Source organism: Thioclava sp. NG1, assembly GCF_003122275.1.
In the GTDB taxonomy this organism is placed as follows: Bacteria; Pseudomonadota; Alphaproteobacteria; order Rhodobacterales; family Rhodobacteraceae; genus Thioclava; species Thioclava nitratireducens.
This window is the reverse complement of record NZ_QFBB01000001.1, coordinates 400,470-415,752: the sequence shown is the minus strand read 5'-3', so window position 1 is coordinate 415,752 and position 15,283 is coordinate 400,470. Positions and strand designations below refer to the sequence as shown.

Genomic DNA, 15,283 nt, shown 5'->3' with positions numbered 1-15,283 from the left:
AACCACTGTCTTATGTTGTAGCAAGCGCGGGCGGAATGTCCAAATGATTTGGGCCGCTTAATTCGCGAAACGCGCACCAAATAGAGGGGCTGGCAGTGATCGAGCTGCAAAATGTGGCGATGAGCTATAGCGGGGCGGAGCTATTGAGCGATATGTCCCTGACGCTTGCCCCAGGGTCATTTCATTTTCTCACCGGGCCGTCGGGCGCGGGGAAGACCACATTTCTCAAATTGTGCTACGCGGAGCTGCTGCCGACGGCGGGTCATTTGTCTCTGTTCGGCAAGGATGTGCGCACGATGAGCCGCGACGAAATCGCGGGGCTGCGCCAGCGTATCGGTGTCGTGCACCAGGACTGCCAGTTCCTCGATCACCTCTCGGTGGAGGAAAACGTGGCGCTGCCGATGACGGTCAATCGCCGCACCCCCGACATGACCCAGCTGCGCGAATTGCTGGCGTGGGTCGGGCTGAAGCGGCAGGCAAATGCGCTGCCGCCGCAGCTGTCGGGCGGGGAGCGCCAACGGGTTGCATTGGCGCGGGCCGTCATCATGTCGCCCGACGTGATCCTTGCGGACGAGCCGACGGGGAACCTCGATTGGGAGATGTCGCTGCGGCTGCTGTCTTTGCTGGTCGAGCTGAACAAGATGGGCAAGACGGTGGTGATCGCGACCCACGATCTGAACCTGATCCGGCAGGCGAAGCCGCAGGTCTCGGCGCGGGTGCTGCGGATCGCGAAGCGCCATCTGCATACGGCGGGGGCCGATCTGTGAAGCTGACCATGCTGACATTCGCATCCGAGACCACAGGGCCGGATCGTGTCGTGCCGCCGACCGGGTTTACCGCGCGGCTGACCCTGTTCACGGCCGCCGCGATGGCGTTTCTGGCGGTTTTTGCGCTCGCTCTGTCGCTGGCGACCGGGCGGCTTGCCGATCGCTGGGCGGATAGCCTCGCGCGGTCCGCCACGATCCGCATCTCCGCCCCGCCCGAGCAGATGGATGCGCAGGTCGCCGCCGTGCAGGAGGTGCTGAAGACGACGCCGGGTGTCGCCTCGTCGCGGGTGTTGGGCGATGACGAGATGAAGGGGCTGCTGAAGCCGTGGTTCGGTCCCGATCTGCCGGTGGATGCGTTGCCGTTGCCGAAGCTGATCGCAGTGACCGAGACCGGCGCGGGCGTCGATGCCGAGGGGCTGCGGCTGCGGCTGCAGGCTGAAGCGCCCGGCGCGATCTTCGACGACCATACCCGCTGGCGGCGCCCGCTGGTGGCCGCCGCGCAGCGGATCCGGACGCTGGGGCTGCTCTCGCTGCTGCTGATCTTCGGCGCGATGGCGGGGATGATCACGCTTGCCGCGCAGGCCGCGCTGGCCGCGAATGGTCAGGTGATCGCGACGCTCCGGCTTGTGGGCGCGCGCGACGCCTTCATCGCGCGGGCCTTCGTGCGCCGGTTCACCACGCGCGGGCTGATCGGTGCGGTGGCGGGCACGGTGTTGGGGATGCTCGCGGTGGCGCTGCTCCCCTCGACCGAGGCCGCGGGCGGCTTTCTCACCGGCCTGGGCTTTTCCGGGGCCGCATGGCTCTGGCCATTGATCATTCCGCCGATCGCCGCGATCGTGGCCTTTGCCGCCACGCGTTTCGCCGCGCTGCGTATGCTCAGGAGACTTCGCTGATGTCCGATCCTTCGCACCGACCCGGAAAGGTCACGCCGCTGACCCATGTGATGACCGGAGTTTACTACGTCCACATTGCGCTCGCGACGGTGCTGATCGGGGCGTGGGGCCTTGTGTTTCAGGTGCTGCCAAAGGGGCGGGACGGGGTGCATCGCGTGGCCGGGATCTGGACGCAGCATCTGTTGACGATGGCGCGCGTCTATCTGGGTTTGCGCTACGAGTTGCGCGGCACGCCGCCGCAGGGCGACTGCATCATCGCGGCCAAGCATCAGAGCTTTTTCGACATCCTTATCCTCGCCAATCACCTGCCGCGCCGGGCTTTCGTGATGAAGAAGGCGCTGTTGAACGTGCCGGTGATGGGCTGGTTCGCGCACAAGGCGGGCTGCATTCCGATCGATCGCTCCAAGGGGTCGGAGGCGATGAAGGTGATGCTTGGGGCGGTCGAAGAGGCGCGTGCGACGCATGGGCTGGGCCAACTGATCATCTATCCCGAGGGCACGCGCGTGCCGCCGGGCGAGAGACGCCGTTACAAGCAGGGCGTGGGGGTGGTGGCGGAGGCCACGAAGCTGCCGGTCGTGCCCGCCGCGACCAATGCCGGGCTGTTCTGGAACAAGCGAGGCTGGCCGATTCGCTCGGGCGTGGCGGTGACCGAGTTCCTGCCGGTGATCGACGCGGCTGGCTCGGCACCACAGACGTTGGCGGCGGTCGAAGCGGTGGTGGAGCCGCGCTCCGATGCGCTCATGGCGGAGGCCGGGTTCGAGCTGCCGAAGCCCTGAGTGGATGGCGGGGGAGGGAGCCTCCGGCGGGGATATTTTAGCCAAGAGGAAGAGGTGCGGCGGCGCCGCGAAGCGCGGGCGCGGAACACGTTGGCGTGATCATCCCTCGCGTAGATCGGCGTCGAGGATCGGGTCGATCAGGCCGGGGAAGCGCGCTTCGAGGTCGTCCCGGCGCAGGGTGAGAAGGCGGCCGCGGCCGTTCGGATTCGGCTCGTTCCGTATTACGCCGGATTCCCGCAAGACCTTGAGAATATGGGATTTCGTAGATTTCGGAACGCCCGCGCCCGCAGAGCTGCAGGCGGCGGCTTCAAGCGGGCCCTCGCGCAGGTTGCGGGCGATTTCGCGCCGCGCCGGATCACTGAGCGCGAAGAGCACTTGCGACAGCGACAGCGAGTCTGCGGGCGGGTGAGGAAGTTCGGGGGGTGTGCTCATGGTTCGACAATACTTGAACCATCGGCTGTGTCGAGTATGTGGAGGTTCAACAATTTTCGAACCTATCGCATCAGGAGACAGCGATGACCGATGAGACCCGTCCCGGCCCGCGCCCCACCTCTCCAAATCCGCCAACGCGGAGCCGCGCGGGCTTCGTTCTGGCCCTTGCAGGGCTCGTGCTGATGCTGGCCGGGGCCAGTGCGCCGTCGCCCTTCTACCCGGTGCTACAGGCGCAGATCGGCTTTTCCTCGGCGATGATGACGGGAATCTTCGCGATCTATGCCGGGGCTCTTCTGGTGACCCTACTGGTCTTCGGGCGGCTCTCCGACCGCCTCGGGCGGCGGCCCGTCCTTTCAGTGGGGTTCGTTCTGCTGGCGGTCGGGATGCTCGAATTCCTCCGGGCCGATACGGCCACGACGCTGCTAATGGCGCGGGTGTTGCAAGGATTGGCGAGCGGTCTGCTGATCTCGACGCTGAGCGCGAGTTCGACCGATCACGAGCCGCCGGCGCGGCCCGGACTGGCGGCGGTCTGGAATGCAGTTGCGCCCTTGGCGGGGCTGGCACTCGGCGCGCTCGCGGGTGGGGCATTGCTGGCCTATGTGCCCGCGCCGCGTTTGGTGACCTTCCTTGGGCTTGCTCTGGTCTATGCCGTGCTGGCGCTGCTGGTCTGGCTGCCGCCGGAGACCGCGCCGCGCCATGCGGGGACGCTCGCCTCGCTGCGCCCGCAGGTCTCGGTCCCGCCGCATATTCGCGCAGCGTTCCGGCGGGGCGCGCCTGCCGTCGTCGCGGGGTGGGGGACCGGCTCGCTGTTCCTGTCGCTGGGCGCGCCCATCGTGGCGCAGGTCTTCGAGGTGCACACGGCGCTGGCGCAGGGCGCGATCGTGGCGCTTTTGGCGGCGACCGGAGCGGCCTCGTGCTATGCGACGCGCAATCTGGCGCCACGCCGGATTGCGCTTCTGGGCACGGACGGGTTGGTGCTGGGCACGCTGCTTTCGCTGGCGGCGCTGATGACGGAGAGTTTTCCGCTCTATATCGCGAGCGTCATTCTCGCCGGGATCGGGTTCGGCACCTGCTTCGCAGGGGTGTTACGTTCGCTTGCGCCGCTGGCTGCGCCGGATGAGCGTGGCGGCCTGTTCGCGGCACTGTTCACACTGGCATATTCGGCCTTCGGGGTGCCTGCGGTGCTCGCAGGGCTGGCGGTGCCGGAACTGGGACTGCGGCTGACGACCGAGATTTATGGCGCGGTCATAATCGCGCTCGCGCTCGGGGCGGGGCTGATGCGCAGGCAGGCGGAGCCGGCGTGAGGCCGGCGCTGGTCTTCGCGTATCGGGAGGAGTTTCGGTTTAGGCCGAAAGCCCCTTCGCGCCCATGTCGAGGAACTTCTTGCGCCGGGCCTTGATGAGATCGGCGGGCTTCTTGCCCTCCAGCTCGGCCAGCATCAGCGAGATTTCAGAGCCGACCGAAGCGATGGTCGCCTTGGGGTCGCGCTGTGCGCCGCCCATCGGCTCCGAGATGATGCGGTCGATCACGCCGAGCTTCTTGAGATCTTGCGCGGTCAGGCGCAGCGCCTCGGCGGCTTCGCGCATCTTCTCGGCATCCTTCCAGAGGATCGAGGCGCAGCCCTCCGGCGAGATCACCGAATAGACGGAATGTTCCAGCATCGCGACACGGTCGCCGGTGGCGAAGGCCACGGCGCCGCCCGAGCCGCCCTCGCCGATGATGACCGAGATCAGCGGAACCCCGATCTGCAGGCATTTCTCGGTCGAGCGGGCGATGGCTTCGGACTGGCCGCGCTCTTCCGCGCCCTTGCCGGGATAGGCGCCGGGCGTGTCGATCAGGGCGACGACGGGCAGTCCGAAGCGGGCGGCCATGTCCATCAGGCGGATCGCCTTGCGGTAGCCCTCGGGGCGAGCCATGCCGAAGTTGCGCTCGATGCGGCTCGCGGTGTCGTTGCCCTTCTCGTGGCCGATCACCATCACCGGCTTGTCGCCGAGACGCGCAAGGCCGCCCATCACCGCATGGTCGTCGGCGAAGTTGCGATCGCCTGCGAGCGGCGTGTATTCGGTGAAGAGCTGGTCGATATAGTCCTTGCAATGCGGCCGGTCGGGATGGCGCGCGACCTGGCATTTCCGCCAGGGCGACAGATCCTTGTAGAGATCGCGCAGCATCGTCTCGGCCTTCTTGTCGAGGGCCGACGCTTCCTTGTCGACATCCATCTCTTCGCTTTGCCGGGCCAGCGCGCGCAGCTCTTCGGCTTTGCCTTCGATCTCTGCCAGCGGCTTTTCGAATTCGAGATAGGTCATGGATCACTCCGCATCCGGAAACTCGGGCCCTTAATGTCTTCAACGCTCGGGAATTGCAACTGGGTGGCGCATGGGCAGCCTATCGCAGATGTGCGGGTGGCGGGAGCCTGCTAGATAGGCGGGGCCGCGCGGAGCGCTAAACTGCTCGGGGCGAGGCTCGGTTAGCTTTCAATGGAGGGTGCGATGGCCTACGAGGTCGAGATACGGACGCTGCCGCCGGTGCGGTTGGCGGGTTTGGCGCATACCGGGCCCTATCCTGCGGTGGCGCCAGTGTTCCAGAGGCTCGTTTCGCTGATTCCCGAGCCGTCTCGGGCGGAGGTCGAGCATCCGGCGATGATCGGGCATGACAATCCGCGCACGGTCCCGGCGGAGGATCTGCGTTCGCATGCCTGTTTCATAGTGGGCGAGGGGTTCGTGATCTTCCCGCCTCTCGAGGAAATCCGCTATCCCGCAGGGAGATATGCGACCCTGACGATCGCAGGGCCCTATGACCAGTTGCCCGAGGCGTATCGCTGGCTGGCGCAGGAGTGGTATCCCGCGTCGGGCGAAGCGCCGCGCGGTCTCGATCGCTACGAGGTCTATCTGAACGATCCCTTCGAGCCGAAGCCCGGAAATCTGCTGACGGAGATTCGTTTGCCGCTCAAGGACTGAGCGGTGGCGGTCTGTCACGGGGCGGTCGAACGGGGCTGTTAAGAAAGGTTACGCGGCGAGAGTGCCCGATTCCAGAAAACGGAAACGCCCCGGCACGGGGCCAGGGCGCTCCTTTTCCCTCATGCGGCCGGGCCTCCCCTCCCAACCGCTCCGGGATTCGATAACTATATCGCGATTCGTTCGCGCGCGGCTTAATCTTTAATCATTTCAGCTTGTCTTACAATCACTTCAGCTTGTTTGATCGACGCTATGTCAACGAGACGGCCTTTGTAAACCGTCGCGCCTTCCCCGCGTGCCTTGGCTTCTTCCATCGCTGCGAGGATTTCGCGCGCCTCGGTGACCGCCTCATCTGACGGCGTAAAGACCTCATTTGCAAGGGAAATTTGTTTGGGATGGATCGCCCATTTGCCGACCATGCCCAGAGTCGCCGAGCGGAGCGCCTGCGCGCGGAACCCGTCATCGTCGGAAAAATCGCCAAACGGGCCATCGACGGGCAGAATCCCGTGCGTGCGGCAGGCGGCGACAATCGCGGCCTGTGCCCAGTGCCACGGGTCGGACCAATGCTTCTCGCCGTTGCGCAGCATGTAGTAGTTTTCCTGCGTCCCGCCGATGCCGGTGGTCTGCATTCCCATCGAGGCGGCGAAGTCGGCCGCGCCGAGGCTCATCGCCTGCAGACGCGAAGAAGATGCAGCGATTTCCTCGACATGCGCGAGACCGGCGGCGCTTTCGATGATGACTTCGAGCGAGATTTTCTTGCTGCGGCCCTTCGCGGTTTCGATCGCCGTGACCAGCGCGTCGACCGCATAGACATCCGCCGCACAGCCGACTTTCGGGATCATGATCTGGTCTATGCGCTCGGAACCTTCTTCGAGCAATTCGACCACGTCGCGATACCAGTAGGGGGTGTCGAGACCGTTGATGCGCACCGAGAGGTACTTGTTGCCCCAGTCGATCTCGTGGCTGGCCTGAATGATGTTGCGCCGCGCCTGCGCCTTGTCATCGGGGGCGACCGAATCCTCGAGGTCGAGATTGATCACATCGGCGGCGGAAGCGGCCATTTTCGGGAAGAGCTTGGTGTTCGAGCCGGGGCCGAAGAGCTGGCAACGGTTCGGGCGGGCAGGGGGCGTAGGTTGAACGCGGAAGCTCATGAAGCGGCCTTTCGCAATGAAGTTACGTTTTTTGTTGCGGATTGGGTATATTGTTGCGCGGACGCATGCAAGGCGATTTTGCAGGCGCAGAATCGAGGCCGCACTGCAGCATCCGATGCGCCTCGAAATCCGCGTGATGCACGAAATTGCGTCGCGATGGCGCTTTTATCGAAGGATCTTCCGTTTTTGCGTGAATATTGCACGGAAATCCCCAAGAAATTTTTGCGTCGCGTCCTAATATCATCGACAAACAAAGACAAAACACAGGGAGACCCGCATGTCGCTGATCGACACCCCTTATCTGCTGTTTCTGGGCGATGCCCACGATCCATTGGCCGCGAAGGTGGCGCAGGGGATCAAGGACTGGCGGCCTGAATACGCCATCGGCCAGTACCGGATGGAGGGATGCCAAGCCGACATGGGCATCCCCGATCTGGATATCAAAGAGGCGGTCGCGAAGGGTTGCAAGACGCTGGTGATCGGCGTTGCTAACCGCGGCGGCGTGATTTCGCAGGCCTGGAAGAAAGTGCTCGTCGAGGCGCTGGAGGAAGGGCTCGACCTCGCGTCGGGGCTGCACAACCTGCTGCGCGACGAACCCGATCTGGTCGCCGTGGCCGATGCCTGCGGGCGTCAGTTGCATGACGTGCGCATTCCGGCGGTGAAATATCCGATCGCGAACGGCGAGAAGCGCACCGGCAAACGCTGCCTCGCCGTGGGCACCGATTGCTCGGCGGGCAAGATGTATACCGCGCTTTGCATGGAGCGCGAAATGCGCGAGCGCGGCATGAAGGCCAGCTTCCGCGCCACTGGGCAGACCGGGATCCTGATCACCGGCGACGGGGTGCCGCTCGATGCGGTGATCGCGGATTTCATGGCTGGCTCGGTCGAATACCTGACACCTGACAACGATCCCGACCATTGGGACCTGATCGAAGGGCAGGGGAGCCTGTTCCACATCTCCTATTCGGGCGTGACGATGGCGCTGATCCATGGCGGTCAGCCCGACGCGCTGATCCTCGCCCACGAGCCGACGCGCACCCATATGCGCGGGCTGCCGGGCTACCAGCTGCCCTCACTGCAAGAGCTCAGCGACATGGCGCTCGCGCTGGCGAAGGTCGCCAATGCCGCCTGTCAGGTGGTCGGCATCTCGGTCAATACCCAGAAGATGGGGGAAGACGAGGCCAAGGCCTATCTGGCCAAAGTCGAGGAGGAAATGGGCCTGCCCGCGACCGACCCGTTCCGCTTCGGCGCGGGCAAGCTGGTGGACGCGCTCGCCGCGATCTGATTGTCTCGCCTGTGACACCCGTCGGATGCCTCCGGCGGGGATATTTTGACCAAGTCGAAGGGGGCGCGGATGATCCGGGTAAGCCATGATACGTTCAAGCTGGCGCAGGTCTTCACTATCGCGCGCGGCTCGCGCACCGAGGCGCATGTACTGAGCGTGACCATAGAGCGCGACGGCAAGATCGGGCGCGGCGAATGCGTGCCCTATGCGCGCTACGGCGAAAGTCTCGACAGTGTGACGGCGCAGATCGAGAGCCTGCCCGAGGGGATCAGCCGCGCCGAGTTGCAGGATGCGCTGCCCGCCGGTGCCGCGCGCAACGCGGTGGATTGCGCGCTGTGGGACTGGGAAGCCAAGAAGAAGGGCGTGCCGGTCTGGGAGCTTGCGGGGCTGGAAAAGCCAGAACCGCAGGTCACGGCCTACACGCTCTCGCTCGACACGCCCGACAAGATGCGCGCGGCGGCGGCCGAACATGCGCATCGTCCGCTGTTGAAGATCAAGCTCGGCACTCCCGAGGATATGCCACGTCTGCGCGCGGTACGCGAGGGCGCCCCGGAGGCGAAGATCATCGTCGACGCGAACGAGGGCTGGGAGATGGAAACCTTCCTCGACATTCAGGGCGAGTTGAAAAAGCTGGGTGTCGCCCTTGTGGAGCAACCTCTGCCCGCGGCGGGGGACGAGGCGCTCTCGGAAATCGAGCGGCTGGTGCCGATCTGTGCGGATGAGAGCTGCCACACGCGCGACGGGCTTCTCAACCTCCGCGGTAAGTATGACGTCATCAACATCAAGCTCGACAAGACCGGCGGGCTGACCGAGGCGCTTCGGTTGCGGGCGCTGGCCCGCGCCGAGGGGTTCAAGGTCATGGTGGGCTGCATGGTCGGGTCGAGCCTCGCGATGGCTCCGGCGATGCTGGTCGCGCAGGGCGCGGATTACGTCGATCTTGACGGCCCGCTGCTTCTGGCCGAAGACCGCGACGTGCCGCTGCGTTACAAGGGCAGCGTGGTCGAGCCGCCGGAGCCGGAACTCTGGGGCTGAGTTTGCAAGGAGCGAGAACATGAGCCGGATCGTCTATCTCAACGGAGAGTATATGCCCGAGGAAGAGGCCAAGGTTTCGGTCTTCGACCGGGGCTTCGTCATGGGCGATGCGGTCTATGAAGTGACCTCCGTTCTGGATGGCAAGATCCTCGAATTCGAAGGTCACATGAACCGGCTCGCCCGCTCGTTGGCGGAGCTGGAAATGACGTGCGATCTGACCCGCGACGAATGGATCGAGATCCATCGCGAACTGGTCAAGCGTAACGATCTCGAAGAAGGGATGATCTACCTCCAGGTCAGCCGCGGCAATGCGGGCGATCGCGATTTCCACTACCCGCCAGAGGGCACGCCCCCGACCGTGGTGCTGTATACGCAGTCGAAGCCGAACCTCGCCGACGATCCCAAGGCGAAAGAGGGCATCAAGGTGATCTCGCTGCCCGACCTGCGCTGGCATCGCCGCGACATCAAGACGGTGCAGCTTCTTTACCCTTCCATGGCGAAGATGGCGGCCGAGAAGGCGGGCAAGAATGATGCGTGGTTCGTGGAAGATGGCTTCGTCACCGAAGGCTCGTCGAACAACGTCTATATCGTCAAGGACAACAAGATCATCACGCGGCACCTGAGCCACGACATCCTGCACGGGATCACCCGCGCCTCGCTGCTGAAATACGCCGCCGAAGCGCAGATGGAGATCGAGGAACGCCCGTTCACCATCGAGGAAGCGCAGGCGGCGGACGAAGCCTTCTTCACCTCGGCTTCGGCCTTCGTGATGCCGGTGGTCGAGATCGACGGCGAGACGGTGGGCGAGGGCGTGGTCGGTCCGGTCGCGGTGCGACTGCGCGAGATCTATCTCGACGAGAGCCGCAAGGCCGCGATCTGATCCGCGCCGAGGCGCAACATCCTGTAGTTAAAAAGAAAAGACCCCGGCCAGCCCAACCGGGGTCTTTTCCTGTCATGCGGGCGGTGTCTCTCAGGCCGCCGCATGAGCGCGGAATTGGAAGGCGTCGGGCGCGAGTTGCTCTGGCGCGACGCCGGTGATGACGAGCTCGGCCCGGCCGTCGATCACGACCAGCGTGCCTTCGGCGCAGGTGCGGAAGGTGATGTCGTCGTGGCGCGGCGCAGCGCCGGTGAAGTCGAGGGCGATCGCGTCTCCCGGCTCGAACCCGTCGATCCGCGGGAGCGGTTCGGGGCCCGCGGCAGGCGCAGGGTTTTCTTTTGCGTGGGCGCCGGCCTGTTGGTTCGAATGCGCCAGCAAGGTTTCGATGCGCGACATCACGGCAGCGTCGAGGTCTTCCGAGGCGTCCGACGCTTCGGGCGTCTGGTCCGACCGGGCGCCATGCGACGGGTCAGCGGCGATCGCTGCAGCGTCGGAGGCGACGCGAACCTGACGCTGGCGCGGCAGACCCTCGGCCCAGCCGAGAAGGCATAACGCGATGGTGGTGGCGATGAACAAGGCGAGCATGGTTTCTCCTGAACTTGCCCTGATCGTCGCGATATTTGATCGCTTGCGCAAAAGCTTTGTGACGCCGAAACCGCTCCATTGTTCAGATGTCGTTAACCATCGGCCGGCATGGCGCGGATTGGTGCCGTGTCCCGGGACGGCCGGATTTCGGGCGCTTTACCAAAACGGAAAGAGGCCGCGCGGTTGGCGGCCTCTGATACGATTCGAGTGGCGGTCAGGCGTAGCTCGGCTGGCCGTAATTGATCCCGTCTGTGCCGTAGATCGCACCGCCCGCCGCCTTCAGCGCGGCATATTCGACATCCTTGAGCGTCGCGACCGTCTGGCCGTTGATCGAGACGATGGAATCGGTGCCGCTTTGCGAGACGGTGAAGTCGGAGATCTGCGCGAGGTCGTCGACCTCGATGCCGAGATACTCGCCGGGTGCGGCCGGGATCGGGTCGGTCTGTCCGAAATCGGTCACCGTCACCGGCGCATCGCCCTCGTGCCAGTCGACCCCGAACCAATCCGACCCGGTGCCCCGGTCATCGTGTCGCCGTCATCGCCGTTCAGGTAGTCGTTATTGGCGCCGCCATCGAGCAGGTCGGGGACACCGTCCAGATCGCTGGCATAGAGCTCGTCATCGCCATAGCCGCCATACAGCGCGTTAGCCCCTTCCGCATCGAAGAGGTAGTCAGCGCCGAGGTTGCCGCGCAGCGTGTCGTCGCCCTGGCACTCACGAAAGCGTCGATGGAATGTGATCAAAATGTGGCTGCGCATGCGTCTGGCGGAAACAACGTGCGCCTGCAGTCGTCACTGTCGCTGATTACAGTCCGCTCTGCGCCAGGACGCGGGTCAGAATCGGCGCAAGGCGGTCCGCCCACGCCGCCTGCTGCTCCGGCGTCGCGATCAGGTCGTTGCGCAGCTCGATCAAAACGTTCGGGCGGCGATGCGCCAGCGCGTGACGGTCGATCGAGTCACCCTCAAGATGCCCAAGATAGGGCTGGTTGTCGCCCACGCAGAGATCCCCCTCGGCCTCGAGGGCCGCGATCATCTCATAGGCGAGGCGCGGATCGGCCGGAGCGTGCAGGATGCCGACATCCCACGGCCGGGGCGGGCGCCCGCGCAGGCGAGGCGTGAAGGAGTGGACGGCACAGATCACCGTATCCTCGCGCCGCGCCGCGAGCCGGGCATATTCCGCATGATAAGGACGGTAGAGCCGGTCCAGTCGTCGCTCGACCTCCGCCGCGTCGGCATGGCGGTTCGCGGGGACGATCGTGCCGTCATAAAGCTTCATCACCAGCGTGGGGTCGTCTTCGCCGCGGTTCGGGTCGATCACCAGCCGCGAGAAGTCGCTGGCAATCATCGGCGAGTCGAGCCGCTCCGCCAGTGCCTCCGACAGCCCCAGCGCGCCGACGTCATAGGCTATGTGTCGCGCCATATCCTCGGCGTCGATGCCCAGGTCGCCACCGCCCACCCAGCCGGGCACGGTGTTGCGCGCATGATCGCACGTGACCAGCCAGCGTCCAGTGCGTGCCTCTCCCGTGATCGAATAGGGCTGTTTTTCGTTCATCTTCTCTTCACGCTTGCTCGATATGGCTCAGATAACGGGAAAGATTGCGCCACGCCAGTTGCGGCCCGGGGCAAATTGCGCCATACGCTTACTTGGCCCACGAAATGACATCAATTTGAACGGAAAACGAGGACGCATGAGACGCCTTCGCAACGTGAAGATCGTGGCTACGCTGGGCCCTTCTTCGTCGGACTATGACAGCATCAAAGCTCTGTTCGTTGCAGGCGCGGACGTGTTCCGCCTGAACATGAGCCACGGCAGCCACGAGGAACATCGCGCCCGCCACGCCATCATCCGCCAACTCGAAGCAGAGTTCGGCCGCCCGATCGCGATCCTCGCGGATCTGCAGGGCCCGAAACTGCGCGTCGGCACTTTCGCCGCGCATGGCGCCGAGCTAGAGGACGGCGACAAGTTCCGCTTCGATCTCGACGAGACGCCTGGCGCAACGCACCGTGTCTGCCTGCCGCACCCCGAGATTTTCCAGGCGCTCGAGCCGGGCTCGGAACTGCTGGTGAATGACGGCAAGATCCGCCTCGTGGTCGACGAATGCGGCGATGATTTCGCCAATTGCACCGTCACCGTGGGCGGCACGATTTCGGACCGCAAGGGCGTGAACGTCCCCGACGTGGTGCTGCCGCTGGCCGCGCTCTCGGAGAAGGATCGCAAGGATCTGGAATTCGCTTGCGAGATGGGTGTCGACTGGCTCGCGCTGAGCTTTGTGCAGCGTCCCGAGGACGTGCAAGAAGCGCGCGAACTGGCCAAGGGCCGTGCGGCGATCCTGTCGAAGATCGAGAAGCCTTCGGCGGTCCGCTGCTTCGACGATATCCTAAAGGTCTCCGACGGGATCATGGTGGCGCGCGGCGATCTGGGCGTGGAGCTTCCGGTGCAGGCCGTTCCGCCGATCCAGAAGCAGCTGATCCGCAAGTGTCGCACCTGGGCGAAGCCGGTGATCGTGGCGACGCAGATGCTTGAATCGATGATCGAGAGCCCGATGCCGACCCGCGCGGAGGTCTCTGACGTCGCGACCGCGATCTACGAGGGCGCGGATGCGGTGATGCTCAGCGCGGAATCCGCTGCAGGCAACTACCCGGTCGAAGCGGTCGAGACGATGAACAACGTCGCGATCTCGGTCGAGAAGGACCCGACCTATCGCGAGGTGATCGAAGCGTCGCGCCATGCGGCCCGCCAGACCGTCGCGGACGGGATCGTGGCCGCCGCCCGCGAGATCGCGGAAACCACGGATATCGCCGCGATCTGCGCCTATACGCAATCGGGCCAGACCGTCGGGCTGATCGCGCGGGAGCGTCCGCGTGTGCCGATCATCGCGCTGTCGCCGATCGAGGCGACGCTGCGCCGGGTCTCGCTGACTTGGGGCGTGCATGCCGTGCCGTGTGGCGAGCTGGAGCGGTTCAAGCAGGCCGTGGTCAACGCGGCCCGTGCCGCGCGCGATTTCGGCTTCGCCGACGAGACGCAGCAGATCGTGGTCACCGCCGGTGTGCCCTTCAACGTGCAGGGCACCACGAACATCCTGCGCGTCGCGCCCTGTGATGAGCGATTGATTTACCGCACCGACCCTGAGTAACCTTTCCCGAAAGGGGTGGTGACAAGGGCACAGGCGATGGATCTTTCTTCGATCGATACCGATCTCCTGCTGACGATCGGGCTGGCGATCGCGATCTTCGCGATCCCGGCCGCGATCTCCGCCTTCTCCGATGGCCGCCCCCCGCGGGCGGCCACCGTCGGAATCGTGGTGGCGGGCGCGCTGATCGTGATCGCCTTCTACGCCCGTCCGGGTGGCTACACGCTCAGGATGGTGCCCGAAGCGGTGGCGCGTACATTGGCCCGCGTGGTCAATCGCTAATACGGTCCCCGGTGCCTTCGACCGATCCGGATTTTTCCCTTGCCAAACCGCCCTGCGGCGTCTAACAGGCCCTCTCTGAACCCGCGCGGCCGGCCTATGTGGCATGCCGAGTCGCGCTTCCACACCCTGCAAAGGAGCTGTAAATGCCCAAGATGAAGACGAAATCCGCTGCCAAGAAGCGGTTCAAGTTCACCGCGACCGGCAAGGTCAAGGTCGGTCCGGCCGGCAAGCGTCACGGCATGATCAAACGCTCGACGAAATTCATCCGCGAAACCTCGGGCACCATGGTGCTCAGCGAGCCGGATACGAAGATCGTCAAGAAATACATGCCCTACAACCGCTGAATTCGGGAGACTTGAACAATGGCACGCGTCAAATCCGGTAAGGTCACCCACGCCGCGCACAAGAAAGTGCTCAAGAAGGCGAAAGGTTACTATTCCTCGCGCTCGCGCAACTTCCGCACTGCGACCCAGGCGGTCGACAAGGCGAACCAATACGCGACCCGCGACCGTAAAGCCCGTAAGCGCAATTTCCGCGCGCTCTGGATCCAGCGTATCAACGCCGCCGTGCGCGCCGTCGATGCCGATCTGAGCTACTCGAAGTTCATCTTCGGCCTGAGCAAGGCCGGGATCGAAGTGGACCGCAAGGTTCTCGCTGATCTCGCCGTGCACGAGCCGGAAGCTTTCGGCGCGATCGTCGAGCAGGCGAAAGCCGCCGCCGCCGCGTAATCGGCTGACGATAGAATTCGGGAAGGGCCGCTCCGTTTGGGGCGGCCTTTTTCGTTTCGAGTGGATGACCGGTCGGGGAGGGGCTCTGCCCCCCGCTCCTTCGGAGCCCCCCCGGGATATTTGGATCAAGAGGAAGAAAAACGCCCGGCTCGGACCCATCATCGGGCGGCAGGCCGGGCGCTTCCCCTTGAGCGGTCATCGGCGTCCCCGCCTGTACCGCCTCTCCGAGTGAACGCGATTCCAGTTAATGAACCGCTAACCTTCCTCTTGATGGAAATATCCCGGGGGTGAATGGCGAAGCCAGAGGGGGCAGCGCCCCCATCCGCCCTTTGCCTGCAAGCGCGAGGTTGCAAAGGCGCGCCGGCGCGGCTAACCCGTCACCGAGGCAAATTCCCG

At 64.7% G+C, this 15,283-nt stretch carries 19 protein-coding genes; 12 read left to right on the top strand and 7 right to left on the bottom strand.

The annotated features are described in order from the left end of the window. Positions 1 to 95: 95 nt before the first annotated feature. From DEM26_RS01975 to DEM26_RS01965, 3 genes are read left to right on the top strand one after another with little or no spacing between them, the layout of a single operon-like run. The gene (locus tag DEM26_RS01975) at positions 96 to 767 is read left to right on the top strand and encodes a cell division ATP-binding protein FtsE (protein WP_075773969.1); all 672 of its coding nucleotides are present in this window, start codon (positions 96 to 98) and stop codon (positions 765 to 767) included. Between the two features lie 8 nt (positions 768 to 775). Beyond that, positions 776 to 1,660: a cell division protein FtsX gene (locus DEM26_RS01970; RefSeq protein ID WP_088722625.1), complete on the top strand. Its 885-nt coding sequence runs from the start codon at positions 776 to 778 to the stop codon at positions 1,658 to 1,660. Then, positions 1,660 to 2,436 carry a lysophospholipid acyltransferase family protein gene (locus DEM26_RS01965; protein WP_233242992.1) on the top strand — a complete coding sequence of 259 codons (777 nt, stop codon included), beginning with the start codon at positions 1,660 to 1,662 and terminating at the stop codon, positions 2,434 to 2,436. Before DEM26_RS01970 ends, DEM26_RS01965 begins: the two co-directional genes overlap by 1 nt. Positions 2,437 to 2,535: 99 nt before the next feature. Here the strand turns inward: DEM26_RS01965 and DEM26_RS01960 are convergent, their stop codons facing one another. After that, positions 2,536 to 2,868, bottom strand: a complete 333-nt coding sequence (locus DEM26_RS01960) for an ArsR/SmtB family transcription factor (protein WP_075773971.1) — start codon at positions 2,866 to 2,868, stop codon at positions 2,536 to 2,538. Between the two features lie 83 nt (positions 2,869 to 2,951). On the opposite strand from DEM26_RS01960, the gene DEM26_RS01955 reads away from it, so the two are divergent. Then, positions 2,952 to 4,172, top strand: coding sequence for an MFS transporter (locus DEM26_RS01955; RefSeq protein WP_109171588.1), 1,221 nt, complete (start codon positions 2,952 to 2,954; stop codon positions 4,170 to 4,172). Positions 4,173 to 4,211: 39 nt separating this feature from the next. Here the strand turns inward: DEM26_RS01955 and DEM26_RS01950 are convergent, their stop codons facing one another. Further along, positions 4,212 to 5,171 carry an acetyl-CoA carboxylase carboxyltransferase subunit alpha gene (locus tag DEM26_RS01950; RefSeq protein ID WP_088719547.1) on the bottom strand — a complete coding sequence of 320 codons (960 nt, stop codon included), beginning with the start codon at positions 5,169 to 5,171 and terminating at the stop codon, positions 4,212 to 4,214. Between the two features lie 183 nt (positions 5,172 to 5,354). Between DEM26_RS01950 and DEM26_RS01945 the strand changes: the two genes are divergently transcribed. Continuing rightward, entirely contained in the window at positions 5,355 to 5,822 is a 468-nt protein-coding gene (locus DEM26_RS01945; RefSeq protein ID WP_158275069.1) for an AraC family transcriptional regulator, read from the top strand. 191 nt (positions 5,823 to 6,013) lie between these two features. On the opposite strand, the gene DEM26_RS01940 is transcribed toward DEM26_RS01945, so the two are convergent. Then, positions 6,014 to 6,970 (bottom strand): L-malyl-CoA/beta-methylmalyl-CoA lyase, encoded by a 957-nt coding sequence (locus DEM26_RS01940; protein WP_075773975.1) that lies wholly within the window; start codon positions 6,968 to 6,970, stop codon positions 6,014 to 6,016. Positions 6,971 to 7,253: 283 nt separating this feature from the next. Between DEM26_RS01940 and dgcN the strand changes: the two genes are divergently transcribed. The 3 genes from dgcN (at position 7,254) to DEM26_RS01925 (ending at position 10,167) form a co-directional block, all read left to right on the top strand. After that, entirely contained in the window at positions 7,254 to 8,255 is a 1,002-nt protein-coding gene (gene dgcN / locus DEM26_RS01935; RefSeq protein ID WP_109171668.1) for an N-acetyltransferase DgcN, read from the top strand. A 69-nt stretch (positions 8,256 to 8,324) separates the two neighbouring features. Next, positions 8,325 to 9,287 carry an N-acetyl-D-Glu racemase DgcA gene (gene dgcA, locus DEM26_RS01930; protein WP_075773976.1) on the top strand — a complete coding sequence of 321 codons (963 nt, stop codon included), beginning with the start codon at positions 8,325 to 8,327 and terminating at the stop codon, positions 9,285 to 9,287. Between the two features lie 19 nt (positions 9,288 to 9,306). Continuing rightward, complete coding sequence (locus tag DEM26_RS01925) at positions 9,307 to 10,167, top strand: D-amino-acid transaminase (protein ID WP_075773977.1); 861 nt, start codon at positions 9,307 to 9,309, stop codon at positions 10,165 to 10,167. 90 nt (positions 10,168 to 10,257) lie between these two features. On the opposite strand, the gene DEM26_RS01920 is transcribed toward DEM26_RS01925, so the two are convergent. The 4 genes from DEM26_RS01920 to DEM26_RS01905 form a co-directional block, all read right to left on the bottom strand. After that, a complete protein-coding gene (locus DEM26_RS01920; protein ID WP_109171586.1) occupies positions 10,258 to 10,749 on the bottom strand; it encodes a hypothetical protein in 492 nt (163 codons plus the stop codon). 214 nt (positions 10,750 to 10,963) lie between these two features. Further along, the gene (locus tag DEM26_RS01915) at positions 10,964 to 11,215 is read right to left on the bottom strand and encodes a hypothetical protein (RefSeq protein WP_109171585.1); all 252 of its coding nucleotides are present in this window, start codon (positions 11,213 to 11,215) and stop codon (positions 10,964 to 10,966) included. Further along, a complete protein-coding gene (locus tag DEM26_RS01910; RefSeq protein ID WP_146194421.1) occupies positions 11,212 to 11,490 on the bottom strand; it encodes a hypothetical protein in 279 nt (92 codons plus the stop codon). The genes DEM26_RS01915 and DEM26_RS01910 overlap by 4 nt, the downstream gene beginning before the upstream one ends. Before the next feature lie 61 nt (positions 11,491 to 11,551). Then, on the bottom strand, positions 11,552 to 12,298 hold the full coding sequence (locus DEM26_RS01905) for an N-formylglutamate amidohydrolase (RefSeq protein ID WP_088722313.1): 747 nt from the start codon (positions 12,296 to 12,298) through the stop codon (positions 11,552 to 11,554). A 136-nt stretch (positions 12,299 to 12,434) separates the two neighbouring features. Here DEM26_RS01905 and pyk point away from each other — a divergent pair, with 136 nt between their 5' ends. The 4 genes from pyk (at position 12,435) to rplT (ending at position 14,887) form a co-directional block, all read left to right on the top strand. Further along, positions 12,435 to 13,880 carry a pyruvate kinase gene (gene pyk / locus DEM26_RS01900; RefSeq protein WP_075773982.1) on the top strand — a complete coding sequence of 482 codons (1,446 nt, stop codon included), beginning with the start codon at positions 12,435 to 12,437 and terminating at the stop codon, positions 13,878 to 13,880. 36 nt (positions 13,881 to 13,916) lie between these two features. Further along, positions 13,917 to 14,159 (top strand): hypothetical protein, encoded by a 243-nt coding sequence (locus DEM26_RS01895; RefSeq protein ID WP_233242991.1) that lies wholly within the window; start codon positions 13,917 to 13,919, stop codon positions 14,157 to 14,159. Between the two features lie 143 nt (positions 14,160 to 14,302). Further along, positions 14,303 to 14,503 carry a 50S ribosomal protein L35 gene (rpmI, locus tag DEM26_RS01890; protein WP_075773983.1) on the top strand — a complete coding sequence of 67 codons (201 nt, stop codon included), beginning with the start codon at positions 14,303 to 14,305 and terminating at the stop codon, positions 14,501 to 14,503. Between the two features lie 18 nt (positions 14,504 to 14,521). After that, positions 14,522 to 14,887 (top strand): 50S ribosomal protein L20, encoded by a 366-nt coding sequence (gene rplT, locus DEM26_RS01885; protein ID WP_075773984.1) that lies wholly within the window; start codon positions 14,522 to 14,524, stop codon positions 14,885 to 14,887. The last annotated feature ends 396 nt before the right edge of the window (positions 14,888 to 15,283 follow it).